The organism is Streptomyces sp. NPDC048383 (assembly GCF_040651775.1).
Classification (GTDB): Bacteria; Actinomycetota; Actinomycetes; order Streptomycetales; family Streptomycetaceae; genus Streptomyces.
Map to the genome: position 1 here is coordinate 104522 of NZ_JBEZKS010000015.1, position 23626 is coordinate 128147.

Here is a 23626-nt window from a genome sequence, read left to right on the forward strand (position 1 = left end):
TCTTGACGGTCCCTTCCGTTCGCCGACCGGCGACAGCTGCCCTTCGCGTGGCCTTTTCCGCATCCCGCTCCGTGCCGAGAGGTCCCATTTCCCATGCATTCCGTCGGTCCAGCCCGTCAGTCCCACCGAGCGCGCCGCGTCGCCGCGGTCGCCGTCAGCCTCGTACTGGCCGGGGGAGCCGCGGCGTGCGGACCCGAGGACGCCACCGGCAAGGCCGCCGCCGAGGGCAAGCCGGGCACCGCCGGGGCCGCCCCGCAGAAGGGCGGCACCCTGACCGTCCTCAACAACGAGCCGCAGAGCGACTTCGACCCCGCACGGCTCTACACCTCGGGCGGCGGAAACGTTCCCTCGCTGGTCTTCCGCACCCTGACCACCCGCAACCGCGAGGACGGACCGGCCGGCGCGAAGGTCGTCCCCGACCTCGCCACCGACCTCGGCAAGCCCAACGCCGACGCCACCGAGTGGACGTACACCCTCAAGGACGGGCTGAAGTACGAGGACGGCTCCCCGATCACCACCGCCGACATCAAGTACGGCATCGAACGGTCCTTCGCCGCCGAACTCTCGGGCGGCGCGCCCTACTTGAGGGACTGGCTGGTCGGCGGGGAGAGCTACGAGGGTCCCTACAAGGACGGCGGGAAGGGCCTCGACTCCATCGTCGTGCCGGACGCGAGGACGATCGTCTTCAAACTCCGCAAGCCCGAAGGCGAGTTCCCCTTCCTCGCCACCCAGACCCAGTTCGCCCCCGTGCCCAAGTCCAAGGACACCGGAGTCAAGTACGAGGAACACCCGGTCTCCTCCGGCCCGTACAAGGTCGTCAAGAACGACGGCGACGGCGAACACCTCACCCTGGAGCGCAACGAGCACTGGGACGAGAAGACCGACGAGGAGCGCAAGGCCTACCCGGACAGGATCGACGTCCGCTCCGGACTCGACGCCGCCGTCATCAACCAGCGCCTGACCACCAGTTCCGGCCCCGACGCGGCTGCCGTCACCACTGATACCAACCTCGGTCCCGCGGAACTCGCCCAGATCGGTGGCAACGAGGAACTGGCCTCCCGCGTCGGTACCGGCCACTTCGGCTACATCAACTACCTGGCCTTCAACCCGAAGGTCGCCCCCTTCGACAACCCGAAGGTCCGCCAGGCCATCTCGTACGCGATCAACCGCACCAGCGTCATCAACGCGGCCGGCGGCTCCGCCCTCGCCGAGCCCGCCACCACCTTCCTGCCCGAACGCGAGGCCTTCGGCTTCACCGCCTACGACCACTTCCCGGCGGGAAAGACCGGCAACCCGGAGAAGGCCAAGGAGCTCCTCAGGGAAGCCGGCCACCCCGACGGCCTCACCATCACCCTGACCCACTCCACCGCGCAGAACCGGCAGACCAGCCCCGAGGTCGCCACCGCCGTCCAGCAGGCCCTCGCCGCCGCCGGCATCACCGTCAAGCTGGAGGGCCTGGAGAACAACGCCTTCAACGAGAAGCGCTGGGACGTCAAGAACACGCCCGGCTTCTTCCTCTCCCGCTGGGGCGCCGACTGGCCCTCCGGCGCCCCCTTCCTCGCCCCGATCTTCGACGGCCGGCAGATCGTCACCAACGGCTCCAACTACAACCACGCGCAACTCGACGACCCGGCCGTGAACACCGAGATCGACGAGATCGCCAAGCTCACCGACCTCGCCGCCGCGGGCAAGCGCTGGGGCGCCCTCGACAAGAAGATCGGCGAGCAGGCCCTCGACGTTCCGCTCTTCCACCCGGTCTACAAGCGCCTCGTCGGCAAAGACGTCAAGAACGTCGTCATCAGCGACTGGACCGGCGTCCTCGACATCTCGCAGGTCTCCGTCAAGTGAGCGTCCTGATCGACAAGCCGGTCTCCGCCGCCGGGGCCGTCCCCCCGGCGGCGGGCGCCGCGCGCCAGGTCCTGCGCCGGGTGCTGCGCCGCCCCTCGGCGATCGCCGCCGCCACGACCCTGGCCCTGCTCGTCCTGCTCGCCCTCACCGCACCGCTGTTCGCCCAGCTCACCGGCCAGGACCCGAACGCCTACCATGACGACCTCGTCGACTCCGCGCGCGGCGGCGTCCCCCTCGGCTCCTTCGGCGGCGTCTCCGCCGACCACTGGCTCGGCGTCGAACCGGGCACCGGCCGCGACCTCTTCACCCGCCTCCTGTACGGAGCGCGGGTCTCGCTGCTCGTCGCCCTCGGTGCCACCGCCGTACAGATCGCCGTCGGCGTGGCCGTCGGACTCGCCGCGGCCCTCGGCAACCGCTTCGTCGGACAGTTCATCGGCCGGTTCACCGACGTGATGATCGCGCTGCCCATGCTGGTCATCGGCATCGCCCTCACCGCCGTCGTCCCGTCCGACTTCCCCCGCGAACTGCTGCTGATCCTGCTCATCGGACTGTTCGACTGGGGCGGCACCGCCCGCATGGTGCGCGCCCAGACGCTCGCCCTGACCGGCCTCGACTTCGTCCAGTCCGCCCGGCTCTCCGGGAACGGCACGCTGCGGATCGCCCGCCGCGAACTGCTGCCCGCGCTGGCCGCGCCCGTCATCACCCTCGCCGCGATCAAGGTCCCCACCGCCATGGTGGCCGAGGCCTCGCTGTCCTTCCTCGGCGTCGGGGTCAAACCGCCGACCCCCTCGTGGGGGCAGATGCTCTCAAGCGCGCAGACCTGGTTCCGCGCCGATCCCGCCTACGTCCTGCTCCCCGCCGGGCTGCTCTTCGCCACCGTGCTGGCCTTCACCGTCCTCGGCGACGCCGTCCGCACGGCCCTCGACCCGCGCGAGGGCTCGCGCCTGCGGGTCGGCACCAGGAAGGAACGCACGGCGTGACCTCCTTCGCGCTCAAACGGACCGGCGGCGCCCTGCTCGTCATGCTCGCCCTGTCCGTCGTCATCTACGCCCTCTTCTACGTCGCCCCCGGCGATCCCGCCCGCCTCGCCTGCGGCGAGCGCTGCAACCCGCAACAGATCGCCCAGGTCCGCGAACAACTCGGCCTGAACGACTCCGTGACCGTGCAGTACCTGCGCTTCGTCCAAGGGATCCTGGTCGGTCGGGACTACTCCGGCGGCGCCGGACTGCTGCTGCACTGCGACGCGCCCTGCCTCGGCTTCTCCTACCAGAACGACCGACAGGTCACCGAGCTGCTCCTGGAACGGCTGCCCGCGACCTTCTCGCTCGCCGTCGGCGCGCTCGTCGTCTGGCTCGTCGTCGGCGTCGGCACGGGACTGCTCTCCGCGCTGCGCCGCGGCGGCCTCACCGAGCGGGCCCTGACCGTCCTGACCCTCGCCGGAACGGGCACGCCCGTCTTCATCCTCGGCCTGCTGCTGCTCATGACGGTCTGCGCCCACCTCCAGTGGCTGCCCTTCCCGACGTACGTCCCGCTGAGCGAGGACCCCGAGCAATGGGCCTGGAACCTGCTGCTGCCCTGGCTCACCCTCGGCCTGTTCGAAAGCGCCAAGTACGCCCGACTGAGCCGCAGTTCGACGCTGGAGACGCTCGCGGAGGACCACATCCGCACCTTCCGCGCCTACGGCGTCGGCGAGCGCGCCCTCATCACCCGGCACGCCGTGCGCGGCGCCGTGGCCCCCGTGATCGCGCTCAGCGCCGTGGACTTCGGCACCATGATCGGCGGCGCGGTCCTCACCGAGTCCCTCTTCGGCATCCCCGGCCTCGGCAAGACCCTGATCGACGGCGTGCGCGTCGTCGACCTGCCCGTGGTCGTGGGCGTCGTCCTCACCATCGGAGCGGCGGTCGTCATCGCCGGCGCCGTCGCCGACCTGCTCCACGCCGTCGCCGACCGAAGGGTGGCCCTCGCATGACGGAACTCCTGGTGGAGGTCGACGACCTCGTCGTCGACTTCCCGATCGGCGGGCCCGGTCGGCGCCTACGGGCCGTCGACGGCGTCTCGTTCACCCTGGAACACGGCCGCGCGCTGGCCATCGTCGGCGAGTCCGGCAGCGGCAAGTCCACCGTCGCCGCCGCGCTGTTGGGGCTGCACCGCGGTACGGGCGCCCGCCTCGGCGGCACCGTCCGCGTCGCCGGCACCGACGTGGACGCGGCCTCCGCCGCCGACCTGCGCCGGCTGCGCGGCTCGACCGCCGCGATGGTCTTCCAGGACCCGCTGAGCGCGCTGGACCCGTACCAGGCCGTGGGCGACCAGATCGCCGAGGTGTACCGGGTCCACGCGGGCGGCACCCGCCGGGCCGCCCGGGCCCGGGCCGTCCAGGTCCTGGACCGGGTCGGCATCGCCGACGCCGTACGACGCTCCCGGTCCCGACCCCACGAGTTCAGCGGCGGCATGCGTCAGCGCGCCCTCATCGCGATGGCCCTGGCCTGCGAACCGCGCCTGCTGATCGCCGACGAACCGACCACCGCCCTCGACGTCACCGTCCAGGCGCAGATCCTCGACCTGCTGCACGGACTGCGCGAGGAACGCGGCCTCGGCCTGCTGCTCGTCACCCACGACGTGGGCGTGGCCGCGGAGAGCGTCGACGACCTGCTCGTCATGCGGGACGGCGCCGCCGTCGAACGGGGACCCGTCGCCGAGGTCCTCACCGCGCCGCGAGCCGCGTACACCCGGACCCTGCTGGCCGCCGTGCCCCGGCTCGACACCCCTCGCCCGCCCCGGCTGCGGGCCGCCCCCGCCGAGTCCGCGCCCGCCGTCGAGGCCCTCGACCTGCGCCGCGAGTTCGGCCGGGGCGGGCGCCGGACCACCGCCGTCGCAGGCGTGTCCCTCGCCGTACGGGAAGGCGAGACGCTGGGCATCGTCGGGGAGAGCGGCAGCGGCAAGAGCACCCTCGGCCGGATGCTCGTCGGCCTGCTGGCGCCCACCTCCGGGCAGGTCCGCCGCGCGGGCGCCGAGGTCAAGGGCATCTCCGCCGGGGCCCAGATGGTCTTCCAGGACCCGGTGTCCTCCCTCAACCCGCGCCGCTCCGTCGGGGAGTCCATCGCCGACCCGCTGCGCGCCGCCGGGGAACGCGACGAGGACGCCATCCGCTCCCGAGTCGGGGAACTCCTCGTCCGCGTCGGACTGGAGGCCGGGCACCACGACCGCTACCCGCACGAGTTCAGCGGCGGCCAGCGCCAGCGCGTCGGCATCGCCCGCGCGCTCGCCCCCCGGCCCCGCCTCATCGTCTGCGACGAACCGGTCTCCGCCCTCGACGTCACCACCCAGGCCCAGGTCACGGCCCTGCTCGCGGAACTCCAGCGGGAGCTCGGCATCGCGCTGGTCTTCATCGCGCACGACCTCGCGGTGGTCCGACAGGTCAGCGACCGGGTCGCCGTCATGCGCGGCGGACTGATCGTCGAGGAGGGCCCCGTCGACCGGGTCTACGACCGGCCCGAGCACCCGTACACCCGCCGGCTGCTCGACGCCGTACCGGCCCTCGACCCCGCGCTGGCCGCCGACCGGCGCTCCGCGCGACAGGAGGCCATCGCGTAGTCGTGGGGGACGCTCCCGGGAAGTCGGGGCGCGTTCGGGGGAGTGCGCGGGAGGCCGTTGAGACACCCTTTCCTAGCGTGCTCGAACGCGAACCGTACGGGAAAGTTACGACTCTTCACCCCTTCCGGTGGCGCGACGGACAACCGTCCGTCGCGCCTTCGGCATATCCGCTTGAGTTCTTCCGCGGCGGGTCGCCGGGCCAACGGCGACCCCCTGAAAGGGAGATCGGGGGTACCACCCGTGCGGATCGCACTGCTCACGGAAGGCGGATATCCGTATGCGGCCGGAGAGGCGAGGCTGTGGTGCGACCGGCTCGTGCGCGGGCTCCCGCAGCACGAGTTCGAGCTCTACGCGCTGAGCCGCAGCGCCGGTCAGGAGAGCGCGGGCCGCGTCCCGCTCCCCGACCACGTCACCCGCGTACGGACCGCCCCGCTGTGGGCCCCCGCCGACGACGGGCGCACCCACTCCCGCCGCGAGCGCCGCCGCTTCACCGAAGCCTTCGGGGACCTGGTCCGGGGCGTCTGCGCCGGCCAGGGCGACCCCTTCGCCGCCGGCCTCTACGGCCTCGCCGAACTCGCCCGCGAACAGGGCGGGATGTACGCCGCCCTGCGCTCCGAGACGGCCGTGCGCACGGTCGAGTCCGCCTGCCGGGCCGCGGGCGCGGGCCGCGCCGTGCGCACGGCGCAGGTACCGGACCTGCTGGAGTTCGTCGACGAACTGGAACGGGCGCTGCGCCCGCTGTCCCTGGACTGGTACGAGGACGGCGCCGAGGGCCTCGGCGCGGTCGACGTCTGCCACGCCGCCGCCGGTGGGATCGCCGCGCTCCCCGGACTCCTGGCCAAACGCTTCTTCGGGGTCCCGCTGCTGGTCACCGAGTACGGGGTGCAACTGCGCTCCCACTACCTGGCCGACACCGACGACACCCGGCCCGCGCTGCGCGCCCTGCTCGCCGCCTTCCAGACCCGCCTCGCCGGCGAGATCTACGCCCGGGCCGACCTGCTGACCCCCGGCAACGCCCACGCCCGCCGCTGGCAGGAGCGCTGCGGCGCCCCCCGCGACCGGCTGCGGACCGTCTACCCGGGAATGGAGGCGGACCGATTCGCCGCCGTCGGGGAGGAGCCGGACCGCGGCGACCCCGACACCCTGGTGTGGGTCGGCAGGATCGACCCGGCCAAGGACCTGATCGCCCTGCTGCACGCCTTCGCCGACGTCCGCAGGGCCGCCCCGCGCGCCCGGCTGCGGATCCTCGCCACGGCCGTCGCGCCCGGCGCCACCGCCGTGAACTACCTCGCCGACTGCCGCTCGTTGGCCGCGCAGCTCTTCCCCTACGAGGCCGCCGACGCCCGCACGGTGGGGGAGAGCCCGGTCACCTTCGAGGAGGTCGGCGGCCCCGAGGTGCCCTCGCCGGCCGACGCGTACGGAGCGGGGCGGATCGTGGTGCTGTCCTCGGTGATCGAGGGCTTCCCCCTCACCCTCGCCGAAGCCATGTTCTGCGGCCGGGCCACCGTCTCCACCGACGTCGGCGCCGTCCGCGAGGTCATCGGCGGCACCGGGCTCGTCGTCCCGCCCCGCAACCCCCGCGCCCTCGCCGACGCCTGCCTCGCCCTGCTCGGGGAACCCGAACGGGCCCAGCGGCTCGGCGCGGCCGCCCGGGCCCGGGCCCTCGAACTGTTCACCGTCGAGCAGAACGTCGGCGCCTTCCAGGAGATCTACCTGCGGCTGCTGGCCCGCGGCTCCGCCCGGCCCGACGGGGAGATCCCGTTCGAGCAGCCCGCCGAAGCCCGGGTCCCGGGCCACTGGACGACCCCCACCTGGGCGACCCCCGGCCCCACCGGCGGCGCCTCCGGGATCACGGAGGCCACCGCGTGACCACCCTCGACCACGGCCCCCTCGCGGGCGACGCGCACGGCCCCGGCGGGCCGGCGGCCGTACCCGTCGCCCCGGTCGGGCCGGTCGTCTCCGTCGCGTCGGCCGTACCGGTCGCCCCGGCCGGGCCGGCTCCCGCCGATCCCGGGCCTGGACCCGGCCCTGGCCCCGGCCCCGGCCCCGGCCCTGGCCCCGGCCCGGGTGCGGGTTCCGACGGGACCGCCCCGCAGGCCCCCCGGCGGCGGACCCCCGGCGGGGACCCCGTCAAGTCGCTGCTGTACCGGCACCGGGAGCTCTGCGAGCGGGCCGTCGACCCGCTGGAGATCGCCGCCGGACTCGAAGCGCACGGCATCACCGACCGCACCGCCGCCCGGTTCCGGCACCGCGACGTCTTCTCCCTCGCGGAGGAGCTGTACGCCCGTGCCCCCCGGGACGAGGCCGCCCGCCCCGTTCCCGCCGCCCCGGCGCCGGCCGGCCGGGCGGCGAGCGGGCCGGCACTGCGCCGCGTCGGGTACTCCCTGCTGCCCGGCGCCCTCGCGCTCGGTGCGGCCGCCACCGGGACGCCGTGGGCAGGCCCCCTCGCGGTGCTCGTCACCGCCGGGGCCCTGGTGTGGCCCGGGCGGGTCGCCGGGGGCAGGTTCCCCCGGCTCGCCCACCTGCTCGGCGCCGCCGCCGTCGGCTGGGCCGTGCACCGACACGGACCCGCCCTCGGCGCCGCCCTCGCCCTGGCCGTCGCCCCCGGGCACCTCGCCGCGGTCCTGTTCGCCGCCGGGGCCCGGCGCCGGCTCGCCGCCAGCCGGGCCCTGGAGGACTTCGCCGACGGGGCGCGGCCCCTGCTCGCCGGGACCCTCCTGCTGTTCACCGCGGCCGCCACGGGGGCGGCCGCGGTGACCGGAGCCGCCCTCGCCACGGCGGTGCCGCTCGCGGTGCTGCTGTTCCTGGCCCGCCTGCTGCTCGGCCACGGCAGCCGCGGCGCTCCGCCGGCCGTGGCCCTGGCCCTGGCCCTGGTCCCGGTCCCGGCGGTGGTGACGGCCGCCGCCGCGGGACTCCTCGTCCACGCCTTCCTCGCGCTGTCCCGGGCCTCGGCCCACGCGCGTCCCTGAGCTTCGGAGCCGACGCCGGAGCGCCGTACCCCCTACCGAACCCCACCACCAAGGAGCAACAGGATGACCGGCCAGCCAAACAACCAAGGGGCGGCGCGATGAGGGTGCTGCTGATCGGAGCCAACGGGTACCTCGGCCGCTACGTCGCGGACCGGTTGCTCGCCGACCCCGCCGTCCAGCTCACCGCGCTCGGCCGCGGGGACGACGCCGACGTCCGCTTCGACCTCGCCACGGGCAGCCCCGGCGCGCTCACCCGCTTCCTCGACGCCGTCCACCCGGGCGTCGTCATCAACTGCGCGGGCGCCACCCGCGGCGGCGCCCGGGAACTGACCCGGCACAACACCGTCGCCGTCGCCACCATCTGCGAGTCGCTGCGCCGCAGCGGCTGCGGGGCCCGGCTCGTCCAGCTCGGCTGCGCCGCCGAGTACGGGCCCAGCCAGCCCGGTTCGTCCACGGCCGAGGACGCCGTGCCGAGACCCGGGGGGCCGTACGGCGTCAGCAAGTTGGCCGCCACCGAGCTCGTCCTCGGGTCGGGGTTGGACGCCGTCGTCCTGCGGATCTTCTCGCCCGTCGGTCCCGGCACCCCCGCCGGCTCCCCGCTCGGCCGGCTCGCCGAGGCCATGCGGCGGGCCATGCAGTCCGGGGACGGCGAACTCAAGCTGAGCGGCCTCGGCGTGCAGCGCGACTTCGTCGACGTACGGGACGTCGCGCGAGCCGTGCACGCCGCCTCGCTGTCCGCCGCCCAGGGCGTCGTCAACATCGGCACCGGCCGCGCCGTCCGGCTGCGCGACGCCGCCGCCGTCCTCGCCCGGGTCGCCGGGTACGGAGGAGCCCTGCACGAACTGGACCTGCCCCAGCACGGGCACCCCGGCCGGCCGCCGGGCCTCGCCGCCATCGGCTCGCCGCGCTCCGAGGCCACCCCCGAGCAGATCGCCGGGACCGCACCGCAGCCCTATCCGTACCCGGACGGCTGCGGCCCCTGGCAGCAGGCCGACGTACGCACCGCCCGCGACCGGCTCGGCTGGCGGCCGCGGATCAACCTGGAGGAATCCCTGGCGGACATCTGGATGGAGGCGGCGTGCCGCATCTGACCACGCCGCCCGGAAGCCCGGCGGCCGCCGCGACCGAGGCCGGCCGCCTCGGTCTCGGCGCCCCGGGCTACGCCCACCCCCTGCTCGCCCCCGTGGAGTGGGCCGAACTGACCCGGCCCGGCACCCCCCTGCACTGGGCGGTCCTCAACGTCACGGAGGGCCCGGGCGGCCGCCCGGACCCGCACTGCGGCGACGCGGCCGCGAAGCTGCGCACGCCCGGCGCCGGCGGTCCCCGGCTGCTCGGCCATCTCGCCATGCGGGACGGAACGCGGCCCCTCGCGGAGCTGGTCGCCGACGCGCACCGGTTCCGCGACTGGTACGGGGTCGGCGGCTTCTACCTCGCCGACGCGCCCGCCGACCGGTCGGAACTGGCCTTCGTCCGCCGGGTCGTGGACGCGCTGCGCGGGCTCGGCGAGCAGCTGCTGATCGTCCTCGGGCACGGCACGCATCCGTACGCGGGCTACGCGGAGGCCGCCGACCAGCTGGTCACCTTCTCCGGGGCCTGGGCCGACTACCGGTGGTCGCAGGTGGCGGAGTGGACGGCCGAGCACCCGCCGGAGCGGTTCTGCCACCTCGTCCACGGGGTGCCCCGCACCCACCTGGAGGAGGCCGTCCGGATCGCCCGCTGGCAGGGCGCCGGCACGGTGTGGCTCACCGACCGGCGGGGCGCCGGGGACCGGGACCCGTGGGCCTCGATGCCCGGGTACTGGGACGAAATCGTCTCGCGGATCGGGACGAGTGTCTCGGAATGAAGTGGAGCGTGGCAGTGTTACGGGACATAACTAGCCTTTGATGCTCCCCGTGACCGCGGGGATGACCCGCCTGGAGCCCCCGTGTCGCTGCCACCCCTGGTAGAGCCAGCTGCTGAGCTCACCGTTGACGAGGTCCGTCGGTACTCCCGTCACCTGATCATTCCCGATGTCGGGATGGACGGGCAGAAGCGCCTGAAGAACGCCAAGGTGCTCGCGGTGGGCGCCGGCGGTCTCGGCTCGCCCGCCCTCATGTACCTGGCCGCGGCCGGCGTCGGCACGCTGGGCATCGTGGAGTTCGACGAGGTCGACGAGTCGAACCTGCAGCGCCAGATCATCCACAGCCAGGCGGACATCGGCCGTTCCAAGGCCGCGTCGGCGCGCGACAGCGTGCTGGGCATCAACCCGTACGTCAACGTGGTCCTTCACGAAGAGCGGCTCGAAGCCGAGAACGTGATGGAGATCTTCAGCCAGTACGACCTCATCGTCGACGGCACGGACAACTTCGCCACCCGTTACCTGGTCAACGACGCCTGCGTGCTGCTGAACAAGCCGTACGTGTGGGGTTCGATCTACCGCTTCGACGGTCAGGCCTCGGTCTTCTGGTCCGAGCACGGGCCGTGCTACCGCTGCCTGTACCCGGAGCCGCCGCCGCCGGGCATGGTCCCGAGCTGCGCCGAGGGCGGCGTGCTGGGCGTGCTCTGCGCGTCCATCGGGTCCATCCAGGTCACCGAGGCCATCAAGGTCCTCACGGGCGTGGGCGAGCCGCTGGTCGGCCGCCTGATGATCTACGACGCCCTGGAGATGCAGTACCGCCAGGTCAAGGTCCGCAAGGACCCCGACTGCGCGGTGTGCGGTCCGAACGCGACCGTCAAGGAGCTCATCGACTACGAGGCCTTCTGCGGCGTCGTGTCGGAGGAGGCCCAGGAGGCCGCCGCGGGTTCGACGATCACTCCCAAGCAGCTCAAGGAGTGGATCGACAACGACGAGCCGATCGAGATCATCGACGTCCGTGAGATCAACGAGTACGAGATCGTCTCGATCCCCGGCGCGAAGCTGATCCCCAAGGGCGAGTTCCTGATGGGCACGGCCCTCCAGGACCTGCCCCAGGACAAGCGCATCGTCCTGCACTGCAAGACGGGTGTCCGCAGTGCGGAGGTCCTCGCCGTCCTGAAGTCCGCGGGCTTCGCGGACGCGGTGCACGTCGGTGGCGGCGTCATCGGCTGGGTCCACCAGATCGAGCCGGAGAAGCCGATCTACTAGGGCGACCCCCCGGTCCCCCGAACGTCCCGACGGGGCCGTACCGCGTCCGCGCGGTACGGCCCCGTTCGGGTTCCCGGGAGGCGGCGGGGTCACCGGCTCAGGTGCTCTCCGAGGCCTGCGGTCCGTCGGGGGTCTTCGTGGCGTCCGGGGCCGCCGTGCAGACCGAGTTGGCGGTCGGTACCTTCCCGTCCAACAGGTAGCCGTTCACCGCCTTCTGCACGCAGGGGTCGCCGCTGTTGTACGCGCCGTGCCCCTCGCCCTTGTACGTCAGCTCCACGCCCACGCCCGCACCGAGGCGCTCCACCATCTTGCGGGCGCCCTCGTACGGGGTCGCCGGGTCGCCGGTGTTGCCGATCACCAGGATCGGGGCGGAGCCGGGGGCGGAGACGTCCGGGGTGTCCCAGGCGCCCGCCACGGGCCAGTCGGTGCAGCTCAGCATGGCCCAGCCGAGGAAGTCCCCGAAGACGGGCGAGGCCGCGCGGAACTCGGGGAGCTTGGCCCTGGTCTGCTCCAGGGTGTGGCGCTCCTTGGAGTCGGCGCAGTTGATGGCCGTGTTGGCGGCCATGATGTTGCTGTAACGCCCTTCCTGATCACGCCCGTTGAGGGAATCGGACAAGGCCATCAGCAGCTGGCCCTGGCCTCCCTCCGCCTCGTCGAGGCCCTGTTCCAGCAGCGGCCACAGCTCCTTGGAGTACAGGGCCTGCGCGATGCCGTTGGTCGCGGCGCTCTCCGTGAGCTGCCGGTCGCCGATGCCCGCGATGGGCTTGGCGGCCAGCGACTTCTGGAGCTTGATGACGTTGTCCTCGATCTCCTTGGCGGTGCTGCCCTGGAGCGCGCAGGCGTCGCCCCGGTCCACGCAGTCCTGCGCGAAGTTGCCGAGGGCGAGCTGGAAGCCCTTGGCCTGGCCGAGGGAGCCCTGCTCGGAGGTCTGCGTCGGGTCCACCACGGCGTCGAAGACGGCCCGGCCGACGTTCTTGGGGAAGAGGTGGGCGTAGACCCCGCCGAGTTCGGTGCCGTAGGAGATGCCGAAGTAGTTCAGCTTCTCGTCGCCGAGGGCCTGGCGGATCCGGTCCAGGTCGCGGGCGGCGTTCTCGGTGCCGACGTACGGCAGGACCTGGCCCGAGTTCGTCCGGCAGGCCTTCTGGTACTTCTTGATGCCGTCCAGGTACGCCGTCTCCTGCGCCGGGGTGACCGGGGAGGAGTCCTGGGCGTAGTACGCGTCCAGTTGCTTGTCGGTCTCGCACTTGACGGGGGCGCTGGCGCCCACGCCCCGGGGGTCGAAGCTGACCAGGTCGTAGCGGTCGCGCAGGGCGTCGAACTCCTTGGCCGCGCCGGGCAGCGTCGCGATGCCGGAGCCGCCCGGGCCGCCGAAGTTGAAGACGAGCGAGCCGATCCGGTTCTTCGGGTCCCGGGCCTTGGCACGGATCAGCGCGATCGGGATCGTCTCGCCCCCGGGATCCGCGTAGTCCAGGGGCACGTCGAGGGTGGCGCACTGCCAGTCCTTGCCGGGCGTCGGACCGCCGCCCTGGAGCGCGGTGGGGGCGTCGCACTCGCCCCACTTGAGGGGCTTCACGTCGCCGGAGCCGTCGGCCCCCGGTTTCTTCGCGTCGCCCCCGTCGGAACAGGCGGCGGTGGTGAGCAGCGCGGCGGCGAGGGCGGCGGCAGCGGCGTTCCGCAGGGCGTTTCTCGGCATGTTCCCCATCCTGCGGGGGCCGTGGCGGCTCCGCCCGCGCCGTGGGCCGTTCGGGGGTCCGACGGCCCCGCCCTGCCCGTGTCGGGGTCAGTCGTCGGCCAGGATCTCCTTCGCGGCGTTGCGGCCCGTCGCCACGCAGGCCGCGACGCCCACGCCCTCGTACGCCGCTCCGCACACCGCGAGGCCGGGGAGCTTGCCGACGGCCTCGCGGATGCGCGTCACCCGCTCCCGGTGGCCGACGCCGTACTGCGGCAGGCCCCGGTCCCAGCGGGTGACGCGGGCGGCCAGGGGTTCGCCCATGGGGCCCACCGCGTGGTGGAGTTCGGCGATGGCGGTGCGCACCAGGTGTCGGTCGGGCCGGTCCAGCACCTCGTCCTCGCCGATCCGGCCGATGGAGGCGCGGAGCACGAACACCGAGGGGGCCGAGTCGTGCGGCCACGCCCACTTGTTGGAGAGGAACGAGGCGGCCTTGAGGGCGTGGCCGTCCACGGGCGGGACGAGGAAGCCGTTGCCCTCGGGCAGGAAGTGGGACCGCGCCCGGGAGAAGGCCATGGTGACGACGGCGGTGGAGGCGTGCGCGATGCCCGCGAGCTCCTCCTCGGCGAGCGGGGAATGGGGGCGCAGCAGTTCGGCGGCGGCGAAGGCGGGGAGCGCGAGGATCACGGCGTCGGCGTCCATGGTCAGCGGGCCGTCGGAGGTCATCGCGTGGACGCGCCAGCCGCCGCCCGGCAGCCGGTGCAGCGAGCGGGCCGTGGTGGAGGTGAGGATGCGCGCGCCGCAGGCCCGCGCCACGGCCTGCGGGAAGCGGCCCGTGCCGCCGGCCACGCCCTGTACGGCCACCGCGGCCGAGCGGGGCGCGCCCGCGGCCCGCATCCGGCGCAGGGCGGGCAGCAGCGGGGTGCCCTGTTCGGCGAGGGCGGCGACGCGGGGCATGGCCGCGCGCAGCGAGAGGCGGTCGGCGCGGCCGGCGTAGACCCCGCCCAGCAGGGGTTCGACCAGGCGGTCGACGGCCTCCCGGCCGAGGCGGGCGCCGAGGTAGGCGCCGACGGAGCAGTCCGCGGTGAGCGGGGCGGCCGGCAGGGTCTCCTCCGCCTCGGCCCGCCGGACGCCCTCCGGGGAGAGCAGGCCCGTGCCGGTCAGGGCGGCGGGGTCGGTGGGGATGCCCATGACGTGCCCGACGGGGAGCGGGCGCAGGGCGCCGTGGGTCCAGACGGTGGTGGGAGACCGCGCCGGGTCGCACAGGGCGTTGCCGAGGCCGACGGCCGCGGCCAGTTCCACGGCCTCCGGTCGCAGCGCCATCAACGATTCGGCGCCCTCGTCGACGGTGACGCCGGCGAGGGTGCCCGTACGCAGCTTGCCGCCGACCCGGGCCTGGCCCTCCAGCACGGTGACGTCCGCGCGGCCGCGCAGTTGCCAGGCGGCCGCGAGACCGCTGATGCCGCCACCGACGACGATCACTGAACGCATTGTCTTCTCCTGCGGCCGTGGGCGATATGTTCCCTCATGGAACATATGGGACGGGTGGGGTGCGGCGCATCGTGCTTTCGGTCAGGGCCGCCACGTCCTGCGGGTACGGGAAGCTGCCCGGCTCGTACGCGCAGTACGGATCCGCCGCCAGCACGTCCCCGGTGGCGCCGTACGCCCGCGACCGCGAGCCCCCGCACACCGCCTTGTACTCGCACGCCCCGCACCGGCCGCGCAGCAGCGCCGGATCCCGCAGCGAGGTGAACAGCTCCGACTCCCGGTAGACCGAGGCCAGCGCGCGGTCCTTGACGTTGCCGCCGGACAGCGGCAGGAAACCGCTCGGGTGCACCTCGCCGGTGTGCGAGACGAAGACGAAGCCGCGCCCCGAGGAGACGTCCATCGGGGCCCGCCGCACGGCCCGCCGCGCGCCCTCGAAGAGTTCGAGGTCGTCGGCGCGGGCGCGCAGCCGCTCGTACAGCGGACCGAGGGCGGGGCGCTCGCCGCGCGCGTCGAGCACGCTCCGCTGGAGCGCGACCCGGCGGAAGTGGTGGCCCTCGGTGGTCTTGGTGGCCATCACCGCGCCGCAGTCGTACAGGAAGTGCAGGACGTCCTCGATCTCCGCGGGGGCCGGCGGGTCCATGCTCCGCGCCCGCCCGGTCGGCACCAGCAGGAACCCCGACCACAGCATCGCGCCCTCGCGCCGGACGAGGGCCGCGATGTCGGCGAGGTCCTCCAGGCCCGCGCGCGTGACCGTGGTGTTGACCTGCACCCTCAAGCCCAGCTCGCGGGCGGTTCGCCAGCCCTGGAGGGTCCGCTCGTACACGCCGGGGACGCCCCGGAAGGCGTCGTGCCGGGCGGCGGTGGAGGCGTCCAGGGACAGCGACAGGGCCACCGCGCCGGCGCCCCGGACGGCTTCGAGGTTCTCCCGGGTCAGGGTCGGGGTCCCGGAGGGGGAGACGGCGACCCGCAGCCCGAGCGAGGTCCCGTACGCGATCAGGTCCGTGAGGTCGGCGCGCTGGAAGGGGTCCCCGCCGGTGATCACGAACAGCGGACCGGGCCGGCCGAAGGCGGCGCTCTGCTCCATCACCCGCCGGGCGTCCGCCCCGTCGAGCTCCCGGGGGTCGCGGGCCGTCAGGGCCTCGGCCCGACAGTGCTGGCAGGCCAGCGGGCAGGCCCGGGTGGCCTCCCAGATGACGAGGAAGGGACGCTCGGCGACCGCGTGCCGGGGCCGGCGCACGACGGTGGGCCGCTTCACGACAGTCGCTCCCAGCCCCGCCTCGGCGGCCGGTTCGCCTGCTGCCGGGGATCGCGCCGCCGGTAGACCACGTAGGGCCGGACCAGGTACTTCAGCGGCGCGGAGAACATGTGCACCAGCCGCGAGTACGGGATGAGCGCGAACAGGGTGAGGCCGAACAGGACGTGCAGTTTGAAGACCACAGGGGCGCCGGCCATCAACGCGTAGTCGGGCGTGAGGGTGAACAGGCTGCGGAACCAGATCGAGATGCCCTCGCGGTAGTTGTAACCGCCGGTCTGCCCGGTTGAGTTGAGGAGAGTGGCGGTCAGCCCCAGGGCCATCGCGCCGAGCAGGAAGGTGTACATCAGGTGGTCGCCGCGCAGGGTCGCCCGGCGGACCGCCGGGACCGTGAACCGGCGGTACACCAGGATCCCGATGCCCGCGGCGGCCGCGACGCCCGCGACGGCGCCGGTGGAGACGGCGAGGAGGTGGTAGGCGTGGTCGCTCAGCCCGAGGGCGTCGGTCCAGTCCATCGGGATCAGCAGGCCGACGACGTGGCCCACGACGACGAACAGCATGCCGAAGTGGAACAGCGGGGAGCCGATCCGCAGCAGCCGGGACTCGTGCGACTGGGAGGAGCGGGTGGTCCAGCCGAACTGGTCGTACCGGGCCCGCCATGCGGTGCCCGCGACGAGCAGGGCGATCGAGACGTACGGCAGCACGCCCCACAGCAGGAGGTCCATCAGGCCGTCCTCCTTCCGGTGGTGGGCCAGGGCAGGTCGGCGGTCCGACCCGCGGGAAGGCCGCCCGCGAGCACCGGGGGGAGGCCGCCCGCGAGCACCGCGGGGAAGTCCGCCGGCAGCTCCTGTGGCGGGTCGATGCCCGGGCCGAAGGGTTCGAGGGCCGAACCCGCGCCCACCAGCTCCTGCGGCGGCCCGTTGCGCGCCAGCGCCCTGGCCGCCGCCCGGGTCCGCGGCGAGGTGCCGGGCAGCGCGGCGCAGACGGCCTCCAGGACCCGGGCGTACGGGGACCCGGACTCGGTGAGCGCCAGGCGCAGCAGCTCCAGCCCGGCCCGGTGCTCCTGGAGCAGCTCGGTGCCGGCCTCCTCCCGCAGCGCCGCGAACTCCAGCGCCACCGGGAGGAAGTCGGGCAGCTCCTCGCCGGCGAACTCCAGCCCGAAGTCCCGGTAGATCCGCTTCAGGCGGACGAGGGACAGGCCGCGCCGGCGCGTGTCGCCGTCGGTCCACCAGGTCAGGTAGAGGCAGCGCCGGTTGCGGGTGTCGAACGTGGCGGTGTACTCGGCGCACAGCTCGATCGGGCCGAGCCGCTCGGTGTGGTCGAGGAACGCGTCGAGCAGCGCGGCCGGTTGGGCGGGTGCCCCGGCGAGGGCCGCCCGGAGCCGGGGGAGCTCGTCGTGGAAGTGCTCGCCCGGGTACTGCAGGGCGCGGCCGGCGACCAGGCGTACCAGGCCATGGGGGTTCACGAACTCCTCCTGGTGGGGCTGAGGTTGAGCATCACGCGGCGCTCGGCGGGTTCGGCGGGCCCGGCCACGGGGCAGCCGACGTCGAGCGGGTGGGTGTCGGTGAGCGCGTCGGCGTCGGGGCGGGCGGCCGTGGGGACCACGTACCGGTCCTCGATCTTGGCGATGGCCAGCAGCCGGAACATGTCCTCCATCTCGCGGCCGGTCAGGCCGACCGCGGCGGCGATCGACTCGTCCTTCGGCTCGCCGAGGTTGATCTTCCGCATGTGGGCCCGCATGGCCGCCATCCGGCGCAACACCGCCTCGACGGCGTACGTGTCGCCCGCCGTGAGGATCGCCGCCAGGTACGCGACGGGGATGCGCAGCGCGTCGATCGCCCCGAACAGGTTGCCCGCGTCCTCGCCGTCGCTGCCGGTGGCGGCGACCGCCTCGACGACCGGGGACAGCGGGGGGACGTACCAGACCATCGGCAGGGTGCGGTACTCCGGATGGAGGGGCAGGGCGACCTGGTAGCCGGCGATCAGGTCGTACACGGGGGACCGGCGGGCCGCCTCCAGCCACTCGTCCGTGATGCCGGCCGCCCGGGCGGCCACGGCCACGGCCGGGTCGTGGGGGTCCAGGAAGCAGTCCAGCTGGGCGGGGTACAGGTCGTGCTCGTCCTCGACGGCCGCGGCCCGCGCCACCGCGTCGGCGTCGTAGAGCATCACGCCGAGGTAGCGCATCCGGCCCACGCAGGTCTCGGAGCACACGGTGGGCATGCCGACCTCGATGCGCGGGAAGCAGAACGTGCACTTCTCGGCCTTGCCGGTGTGGTGGTTGAAGTACACCTTCTTGTACGGGCAGCCCGTCACGCACATCCGCCAGCCGCGGCAGCGGTCCTGGTCGACGAGGACGATGCCGTCCTCCTCGCGCTTGTACATCGCGCCCGAGGGGCAGGAGGAGACGCACGCCGGGTTCAGGCAGTGCTCGCAGATCCGCGGGAGGTAGAACATGAAGCTCTGTTCGAACTCGAAGCGGATCTTCTCGCCGACCTCGTCGCGGATCTTCTCCACCATGGGGTCCTTCGGCGCGTGCGCGGGGGCGCCGCCGAGGTTGTCGTCCCAGTTCGGACCCCATTCGATCGTGTCGATGGGCTCGCCCGTGAGCTGGGAGACGGGCCGGGCCGTGGGCATGTCGTCGCCGGCGGGGGCCTCGGTGAGGTTCTTGTACTCGTAGGTCCACGGCTGGTAGTAGTCGTCGATCCCCGGCAGGTCCGGGTTCGCGAAGATCTTGCCGAGCTTGGCGAGCCGGCCGCCCGCCCGCAGCCGCAGCCGGCCGGAGCGGGTGCGTTCCCAGCCGCCCTTCCACTTCTCCTGGTCCTCCCAGCGGCGCGGGTAGCCCTGGCCGGGGAGGGTCTCCACGTTGTTGAACCAGACGTACTCGGTGCCCTGCCGATTGGTCCACGCCTGCTTGCAGGTGACCGAACAGGTGTGACAGCCGATGCACTTGTCGAGGTTCATCACCATCGCGATCTGTGCCATGACGCGCATGCGGATCAGTACTCCACGTTCTGGTCGCGGCGGCGGATGACCGTCACCTCGTCGCGCTGGTTCCCGGTCGGGCCGAGGTAGTTGAAGGCCCAGGTCAGCTGGGCGTAGCCGCCGATCAGGTGGGTGGGCTTGAGCATCACCCGGGTCAGCGAGTTGTGGATGCCGCCGCGACGGCCGGTCCTCTCCGTCTTCGGGACGCCGACCGTCCGCTCCTGCGCGTGGTTCATGTAGACCGTGCCGGGCGGCATCTTGTGGGAGACGATCGCGCGGGCGGTGACCACCCCGTTGCGGTTGACCGCCTCGATCCAGTCGTTGTCCGCGACCCCGATCGCCTCGGCGTCCTGCGGGGACATCCACACCGTCTGACCGCCCCGACCGAGCGTCATCATGTACAGGTTGTCCTGGTACTGGCTGTGGATCGCCCACTTGTTGTGCGGGGTCAGGTAGCGGACGGCGACGGTCTTGCCGTCGACGACGCCCAACTCGGGCTCCCCGTACAGGGTGTGCATGTTCAGCGGCGGCTTGTAGACGGGGAGGGACTCGCCGACCTCGTGCAGCCAGTCGTGGTCGAGGAAGAAGTGCTGGCGGCCGGTGAGGGTGTGCCAGGGCTTGAGGTGCTCGGTGTTCACGGTGAAGGCCGTGTAGCGGCGCCCGCCGGCCTCCGAACCCGACCACTCGGGCGAGGTGATCACCGGGACGGGCCGGGCCTGGGTGTCCGCGAAGGTGATCCGCTTGCCCTCGGCCTCGGCGGCCAGGTGCGCCATGTGCGTGCCGACCTTCCTCTCCAGCGTCTCGAACCCCTGGGTCGCCAGCCGCCCGTTGGACGTGCCGGACAGGGAGAGGATCGCCTCGCAGGCCCGCCGGGCCGTGTCCAGACGCGGGCGGCCGTCCGCCACCCCACCCCTGACCAGGCCGTTCTTCTCGCCGAGGTAGGTGACCTCCTCGGCGACGTCGTAGGTGATGGCCTTCGTCGTCACGCCGAGCCGCTCCACGAGCGGGCCGAGCGCGGCGAACTTCTCGCCGACCGCCCCGTAGTCCCGCTCGACGACCGTCAGGTCGTACATGGTCCGCCCCGGTACGGGCGGGCACTCGCCCTTCGACCAGTCCAGGGCCACCCCGCCCGGCTGGGCCATCTCGCCGCCCGCCGTGTCGTGTTGGAGCGCGGTCGCGACGAGGTCCTTGCGGACGCCGAGCCGGGGCCCGGCCAGCTCGCCGAAGCGGCGGGCGATCGCGAGGAAGGCGTCGTAGTCGGAACGGGCCTGCCAGGGCGGGTCCACGGCCGGGGTGAACGCGTGCAGGAAGGGGTGCATGTCCGTCGAGGACAGGTCGTGCTTCTCGTACCAGGTGGCCGCCGGGAGGACCACGTCGGAGAGCAGCGTCGTGGACGTCATCCGGAAGTCCATGGACATCAGCAGGTCCAGCTTCCCCTCGACGTCCGCCTCCCGGTAGGTGACGTCCTTCGGCTCGCAACGCGGGCCGTCCTGCGGGAGGTTGGAGTGGGTGCCCAGCAGGTGCTTGAGGAAGTACTCGTTGCCCTTGGAGCTGGAGCCGAGGAGGTTGGCCCGCCACACGTTGAGCACCCGCGGCCAGTTGCGCGGGGCGTCCGGGTCCTCGCCGGCGAACCCCAGGGTGCCGTCCTGGAGCCGGCGCACCGCTTCGCCGACCGGGTCCTCGGCCTCCGCCAGCTCCAACGGGTTGCGGTCGAAGGTCGGGTACGAGGGCATCCACCCCATGCGGGCGCTCGCCGCCAGGCAGTCCGCGCCCGTCATCCCCGCGAACGCCCCCGACGCCAGCGGCGAGGCCAACGCCTCGGCGGGCAGGGTGTCGTAGCGCCACTGGTCGGTGTGCAGGTAGAACCACGCCGCGCCGATCATCTGGCGCGGCGGCCGCGACCAGTCGGAGGCCGCCGCGAGGGTGGCCCAGCCGGTGACCGGACGGCACTTCTCCTGCCCGACGTAGTGCCCCCAACCGCCGCCGTTGCGGCCCTGGCAGCCGGTGAGGGTGAGCAGCGCCAGGAAGGACCGGTAGATGGTCTCGGAGTGGAACCAGTGGTTGGTGCCCGCCCCCATCAGGATCATGCAGCGGCCCCCGGAGCGCTCGGCCGTCTCCGCGAACTCCCGTGCCACGCGCGCCGCCTGGGCGGCCGGCACCGAGGTCAGCGACTCCTGCCAACCGGGAGTGCCGGGCTGCGAGGCGTCCTCGTACCCGGTGGGCCACTCGCCGGGCAGGCCCGGGCGGCCGACCCCGTACTGGGCCAGCATCAGGTCGAAGACGGTGGTCACGAGCCGGTCGCCGAGCCGCCGCACCGGAACCCCGCGACGGACGGCGGCGCCCCGCTCGTCGTCCTCGAAGCGCGGCAGGACGATCTCGGCGCTCGCGCCCTCCCCGAGGAGGGACAACCGGGGCACGGTGTCCCCGAGGTCCAGGTTCCACTCGGGCGTCTCGTTCTTGCCCCAGCGGTGCCCGAGCGTGCCGTTCGGCACCACCGGCTCACCGGTGGCGTCGTCGACGAGCACGGTCTTCCACTCGGCGTTCTCGGTGTCCTGCCCGAGGTCGGCCGCGGTGACGAACTTGCCCGGCACCAGGCCCCGTTCGGTTTCCGTCAACGAGACCAGGAACGGCAGGTCCGTGTACGTGCGGACGTAGTCGGTGAAGAAGGGGGTCTCCCTCTCCACGAAGAACTCCTTGAGGATGACGTGCCCCATCGCCAGGGCCAACGCCCCGTCCGTGCCGGGGTGCGGGTGCATCCACTCGTCGGCGAACTTCGTGTTGTCCGCGAAGTCCGGGGAGACGGTGACGACCTTCTGGCCCCGGTAGCGGGCCTCCGTCATCCAGTGCGCGTCCGGAGTACGGGTCACCGGGACGTTCGAGCCCCACATCATCAGGTACGCCGCGTCCCACCAGTCGCCCGACTCGGGCACGTCCGTCTGGTCGCCGAACACCTGCGGCGACGCCACCGGGAGGTCCGCGTACCAGTCGTAGAAGCTCAGCATCGGGGCGCCGATGAGCGAGTGGAAGCGGGCGCCCGCCGCGTGCGAGGCCATCGACATCGCGGGGATCGGCGAGAAGCCGGCGACCCGGTCCGGGCCGTGCTCCGCGATGGTGTGCACGTGCGCGGCGGCGATGATCTCGGTCGCCTCCTCCCACGTGGCGCGCACCAGACCGCCCTTGCCGCGTGCCCGCTGGTACGCCCGGCGGCGCTCCGGATCGCCCTGGACGTCCGCCCACGCGGCGACCGGATCGCCCAGACGGGCCTTGGCCTCGCGGTACATCTCCAGCAGCGTGCCGCGCACGAGCGGGTAGCGGACCCGGGTGGGGGAGTAGGAGTACCAGGAGAACGAGGCACCGCGCGGGCAGCCGCGCGGCTCGTACTCGGGGCGGTCCGGACCGACGGACGGGTAGTCGGTCGCCTGGGTCTCCCAGGTGATGATCCCGTCCTTGACGAACACCTTCCAGCGGCAGGAACCCGTGCAGTTCACGCCGTGCGTGGAGTGCACGACCTTGTCGTGGCTCCACCGGTCCCGGTAGAAGGCCTCGGCGGCCCGGCCGCCCGTCCGGTGCACCGTACGCAGGTCGTCGGACACCTCGGCGCGGGTGAAGAAGCTGCCCGCCCGGAGGAGCGACTCGACGGCGTTCGGCCGCGCCTGTTCCCGGTCCTCGGGCCGCGCCCGGTCCGGGTGGTCGGACCGCGCCCGGTCCTCCGGACGACCCTGGTTCTCCTGGCTGGCCCAGCTCTTCCGACGCTCGTGCACAACGATCCTCCAGGGCGGGAAACGGGACGGAACGGGCCCCGAAACGACGCTACGCCCGCCGTGCGCGCCAACCCGGTGACAAAGGTCCCGTCCACCCGTGACCTCCTTCCACACTTTCGCGAGCCGAGCGGGTCCACCCTGGTAGGGGCCCCAACTGCGCGGGGTCGCGCGGCGATCGGCCACAGCACCAGGCACCAGGAGGAGGGCGCGGCGGTGGCAGCCGACGGATACCGCTGGATCCCGGACCAGCACGGGGCCTGGGCGATGCTGGCGGTGCCCTTCCTCGCGGGCACCTTCCTCGCGCCCCGACCCGGCGCCGCACACGTCCTGCTCCTCGTCGGCTGGCTCCTCGGGTACGCCGCCGTCTTCCACGCCCAACAGTGGCTGCGCCTCAGGGCGCGCGGCCTGCGCTCGGCCGCCCGGCACGGCCGTCCGGCGGTGGTCCTGGGCGCCGCCGCCGGGGCTGCGGGCCTACCCCTGGTGGCGCTCCACCCCTGGCTGCTGCTCGCGGGCGCGGCGGCTGCGCCCTGCGTCGCGGTGAACACCCGCTACGCGGTGCGGGGCCGGGAGCGGGCGCTGGTCAACGGCCTGGTCGCGGTGGTACCGGCCTGCGGGATGCTGCTGGTCGCGGCCCGGCTCGGCGGCGCGGACCCCGGGGCGGTGTGGCGGCCGGCCCTGGCCTGCCTGTTGTACTTCGCGGGGACCGTGCCGTACGTGAAGACGATGATCCGCGAGCGCCGCTCCCGGGCGTACCGGCGCGGCTCGATCGCCCACCACGCGGTGGCCCTGGCGGCGGCGAGCGCCCTGTCCCCCTGGCTGGCCCTCCCCTTCGCGGCCTGCCTCGCCCGCGCGACCGCCCTCCCGGGCCGAGGCCTGAAGCCCCCGCTGGTCGGCGCGGTCGAACTCACCCTCTCGGCAGCCCTCCTGACCACCCTGTTCCTGGCGTTCTGAGGGGCGGTACGG

Annotated in this window: 17 protein-coding genes; 10 read left to right on the plus strand and 7 right to left on the minus strand. The window is 73.5% G+C overall.

Annotation, left to right across the window (positions count from 1 at the left end):
• Positions 1-93 precede the first annotated feature (93 nt).
• The 9 genes from AB0D46_RS13600 to moeZ all read left to right on the plus strand — a co-directional run bounded on the left by AB0D46_RS13600 (position 94) and on the right by moeZ (position 11511).
• Positions 94-1848: an ABC transporter substrate-binding protein gene (locus AB0D46_RS13600; protein ID WP_362877487.1), complete on the plus strand. Its 1755-nt coding sequence runs from the start codon at positions 94-96 to the stop codon at positions 1846-1848.
• The gene (locus tag AB0D46_RS13605) at positions 1845-2828 is read left to right on the plus strand and encodes an ABC transporter permease (protein WP_362877488.1); all 984 of its coding nucleotides are present in this window, start codon (positions 1845-1847) and stop codon (positions 2826-2828) included. Before AB0D46_RS13600 ends, AB0D46_RS13605 begins: the two co-directional genes overlap by 4 nt.
• Positions 2825-3817, plus strand: coding sequence for an ABC transporter permease (locus tag AB0D46_RS13610; RefSeq protein WP_362877489.1), 993 nt, complete (start codon positions 2825-2827; stop codon positions 3815-3817). Before AB0D46_RS13605 ends, AB0D46_RS13610 begins: the two co-directional genes overlap by 4 nt.
• A complete protein-coding gene (locus AB0D46_RS13615) occupies positions 3814-5439 on the plus strand; it encodes an ABC transporter ATP-binding protein (RefSeq protein WP_362877490.1) in 1626 nt (541 codons plus the stop codon). Before AB0D46_RS13610 ends, AB0D46_RS13615 begins: the two co-directional genes overlap by 4 nt.
• A gap of 240 nt (positions 5440-5679) precedes the next feature.
• Entirely contained in the window at positions 5680-7308 is a 1629-nt protein-coding gene (pelF, locus tag AB0D46_RS13620; RefSeq protein WP_362877491.1) for a GT4 family glycosyltransferase PelF, read from the plus strand.
• Positions 7305-8408 carry a hypothetical protein gene (locus AB0D46_RS13625; protein WP_362877492.1) on the plus strand — a complete coding sequence of 368 codons (1104 nt, stop codon included), beginning with the start codon at positions 7305-7307 and terminating at the stop codon, positions 8406-8408. Before pelF ends, AB0D46_RS13625 begins: the two co-directional genes overlap by 4 nt.
• A 98-nt stretch (positions 8409-8506) precedes the next feature.
• Positions 8507-9499: an NAD-dependent epimerase/dehydratase gene (locus AB0D46_RS13630; RefSeq protein ID WP_362877493.1), complete on the plus strand. Its 993-nt coding sequence runs from the start codon at positions 8507-8509 to the stop codon at positions 9497-9499.
• Positions 9487-10251 carry a spherulation-specific family 4 protein gene (locus tag AB0D46_RS13635; protein ID WP_362877494.1) on the plus strand — a complete coding sequence of 255 codons (765 nt, stop codon included), beginning with the start codon at positions 9487-9489 and terminating at the stop codon, positions 10249-10251. Before AB0D46_RS13630 ends, AB0D46_RS13635 begins: the two co-directional genes overlap by 13 nt.
• A gap of 81 nt (positions 10252-10332) precedes the next feature.
• Complete coding sequence (gene moeZ, locus AB0D46_RS13640) at positions 10333-11511, plus strand: adenylyltransferase/sulfurtransferase MoeZ (RefSeq protein WP_281209676.1); 1179 nt, start codon at positions 10333-10335, stop codon at positions 11509-11511.
• A 97-nt stretch (positions 11512-11608) separates the two neighbouring features.
• Here moeZ and AB0D46_RS13645 read toward each other — a convergent pair whose 3' ends face one another.
• From AB0D46_RS13645 to AB0D46_RS13675, 7 genes are all read right to left on the minus strand, one after another.
• Positions 11609-13204: an alpha/beta hydrolase gene (locus tag AB0D46_RS13645; protein WP_362877495.1), complete on the minus strand. Its 1596-nt coding sequence runs from the start codon at positions 13202-13204 to the stop codon at positions 11609-11611.
• 87 nt (positions 13205-13291) lie between these two features.
• On the minus strand, positions 13292-14671 hold the full coding sequence (hemG, locus tag AB0D46_RS13650; RefSeq protein ID WP_362877496.1) for a protoporphyrinogen oxidase: 1380 nt from the start codon (positions 14669-14671) through the stop codon (positions 13292-13294).
• Positions 14672-14705: 34 nt separating this feature from the next.
• Positions 14706-15923, minus strand: a complete 1218-nt coding sequence (locus AB0D46_RS13655) for a TIGR04053 family radical SAM/SPASM domain-containing protein (RefSeq protein WP_362877497.1) — start codon at positions 15921-15923, stop codon at positions 14706-14708.
• Positions 15920-16645, minus strand: coding sequence for a respiratory nitrate reductase subunit gamma (narI, locus tag AB0D46_RS13660; protein WP_362877498.1), 726 nt, complete (start codon positions 16643-16645; stop codon positions 15920-15922). Before narI ends, AB0D46_RS13655 begins: the two co-directional genes overlap by 4 nt.
• On the minus strand, positions 16645-17385 hold the full coding sequence (narJ, locus tag AB0D46_RS13665; protein ID WP_362877499.1) for a nitrate reductase molybdenum cofactor assembly chaperone: 741 nt from the start codon (positions 17383-17385) through the stop codon (positions 16645-16647). The genes narI and narJ overlap by 1 nt, the downstream gene beginning before the upstream one ends.
• Positions 17382-18911: a nitrate reductase subunit beta gene (gene narH / locus AB0D46_RS13670; RefSeq protein WP_362877500.1), complete on the minus strand. Its 1530-nt coding sequence runs from the start codon at positions 18909-18911 to the stop codon at positions 17382-17384. The genes narJ and narH overlap by 4 nt, the downstream gene beginning before the upstream one ends.
• 5 nt (positions 18912-18916) lie before the next feature.
• Entirely contained in the window at positions 18917-22663 is a 3747-nt protein-coding gene (locus AB0D46_RS13675) for a nitrate reductase subunit alpha (protein WP_362877501.1), read from the minus strand.
• 213 nt (positions 22664-22876) lie between these two features.
• On the opposite strand from AB0D46_RS13675, the gene AB0D46_RS13680 reads away from it, so the two are divergent.
• Positions 22877-23614: a YwiC-like family protein gene (locus AB0D46_RS13680; protein ID WP_362877502.1), complete on the plus strand. Its 738-nt coding sequence runs from the start codon at positions 22877-22879 to the stop codon at positions 23612-23614.
• Positions 23615-23626: the final 12 nt, after the last annotated feature.

Coding starts and splice junctions, on each gene's coding strand:
- hemG (WP_362877496.1), bottom strand. CDS start 14,671: ATGCGTTCAGTGATCGTCGTCGGTGGCGGCATCAGCGGTCTCGCGGCC.
- narH (WP_362877500.1), bottom strand. CDS start 18,911: ATGCGCGTCATGGCACAGATCGCGATGGTGATGAACCTCGACAAGTGC.
- AB0D46_RS13630 (WP_362877493.1), top strand. CDS start 8,507: ATGAGGGTGCTGCTGATCGGAGCCAACGGGTACCTCGGCCGCTACGTC.
- AB0D46_RS13615 (WP_362877490.1), top strand. CDS start 3,814: ATGACGGAACTCCTGGTGGAGGTCGACGACCTCGTCGTCGACTTCCCG.
- narI (WP_362877498.1), bottom strand. CDS start 16,645: ATGGACCTCCTGCTGTGGGGCGTGCTGCCGTACGTCTCGATCGCCCTG.
- AB0D46_RS13645 (WP_362877495.1), bottom strand. CDS start 13,204: ATGCCGAGAAACGCCCTGCGGAACGCCGCTGCCGCCGCCCTCGCCGCC.
- AB0D46_RS13600 (WP_362877487.1), top strand. CDS start 94: ATGCATTCCGTCGGTCCAGCCCGTCAGTCCCACCGAGCGCGCCGCGTC.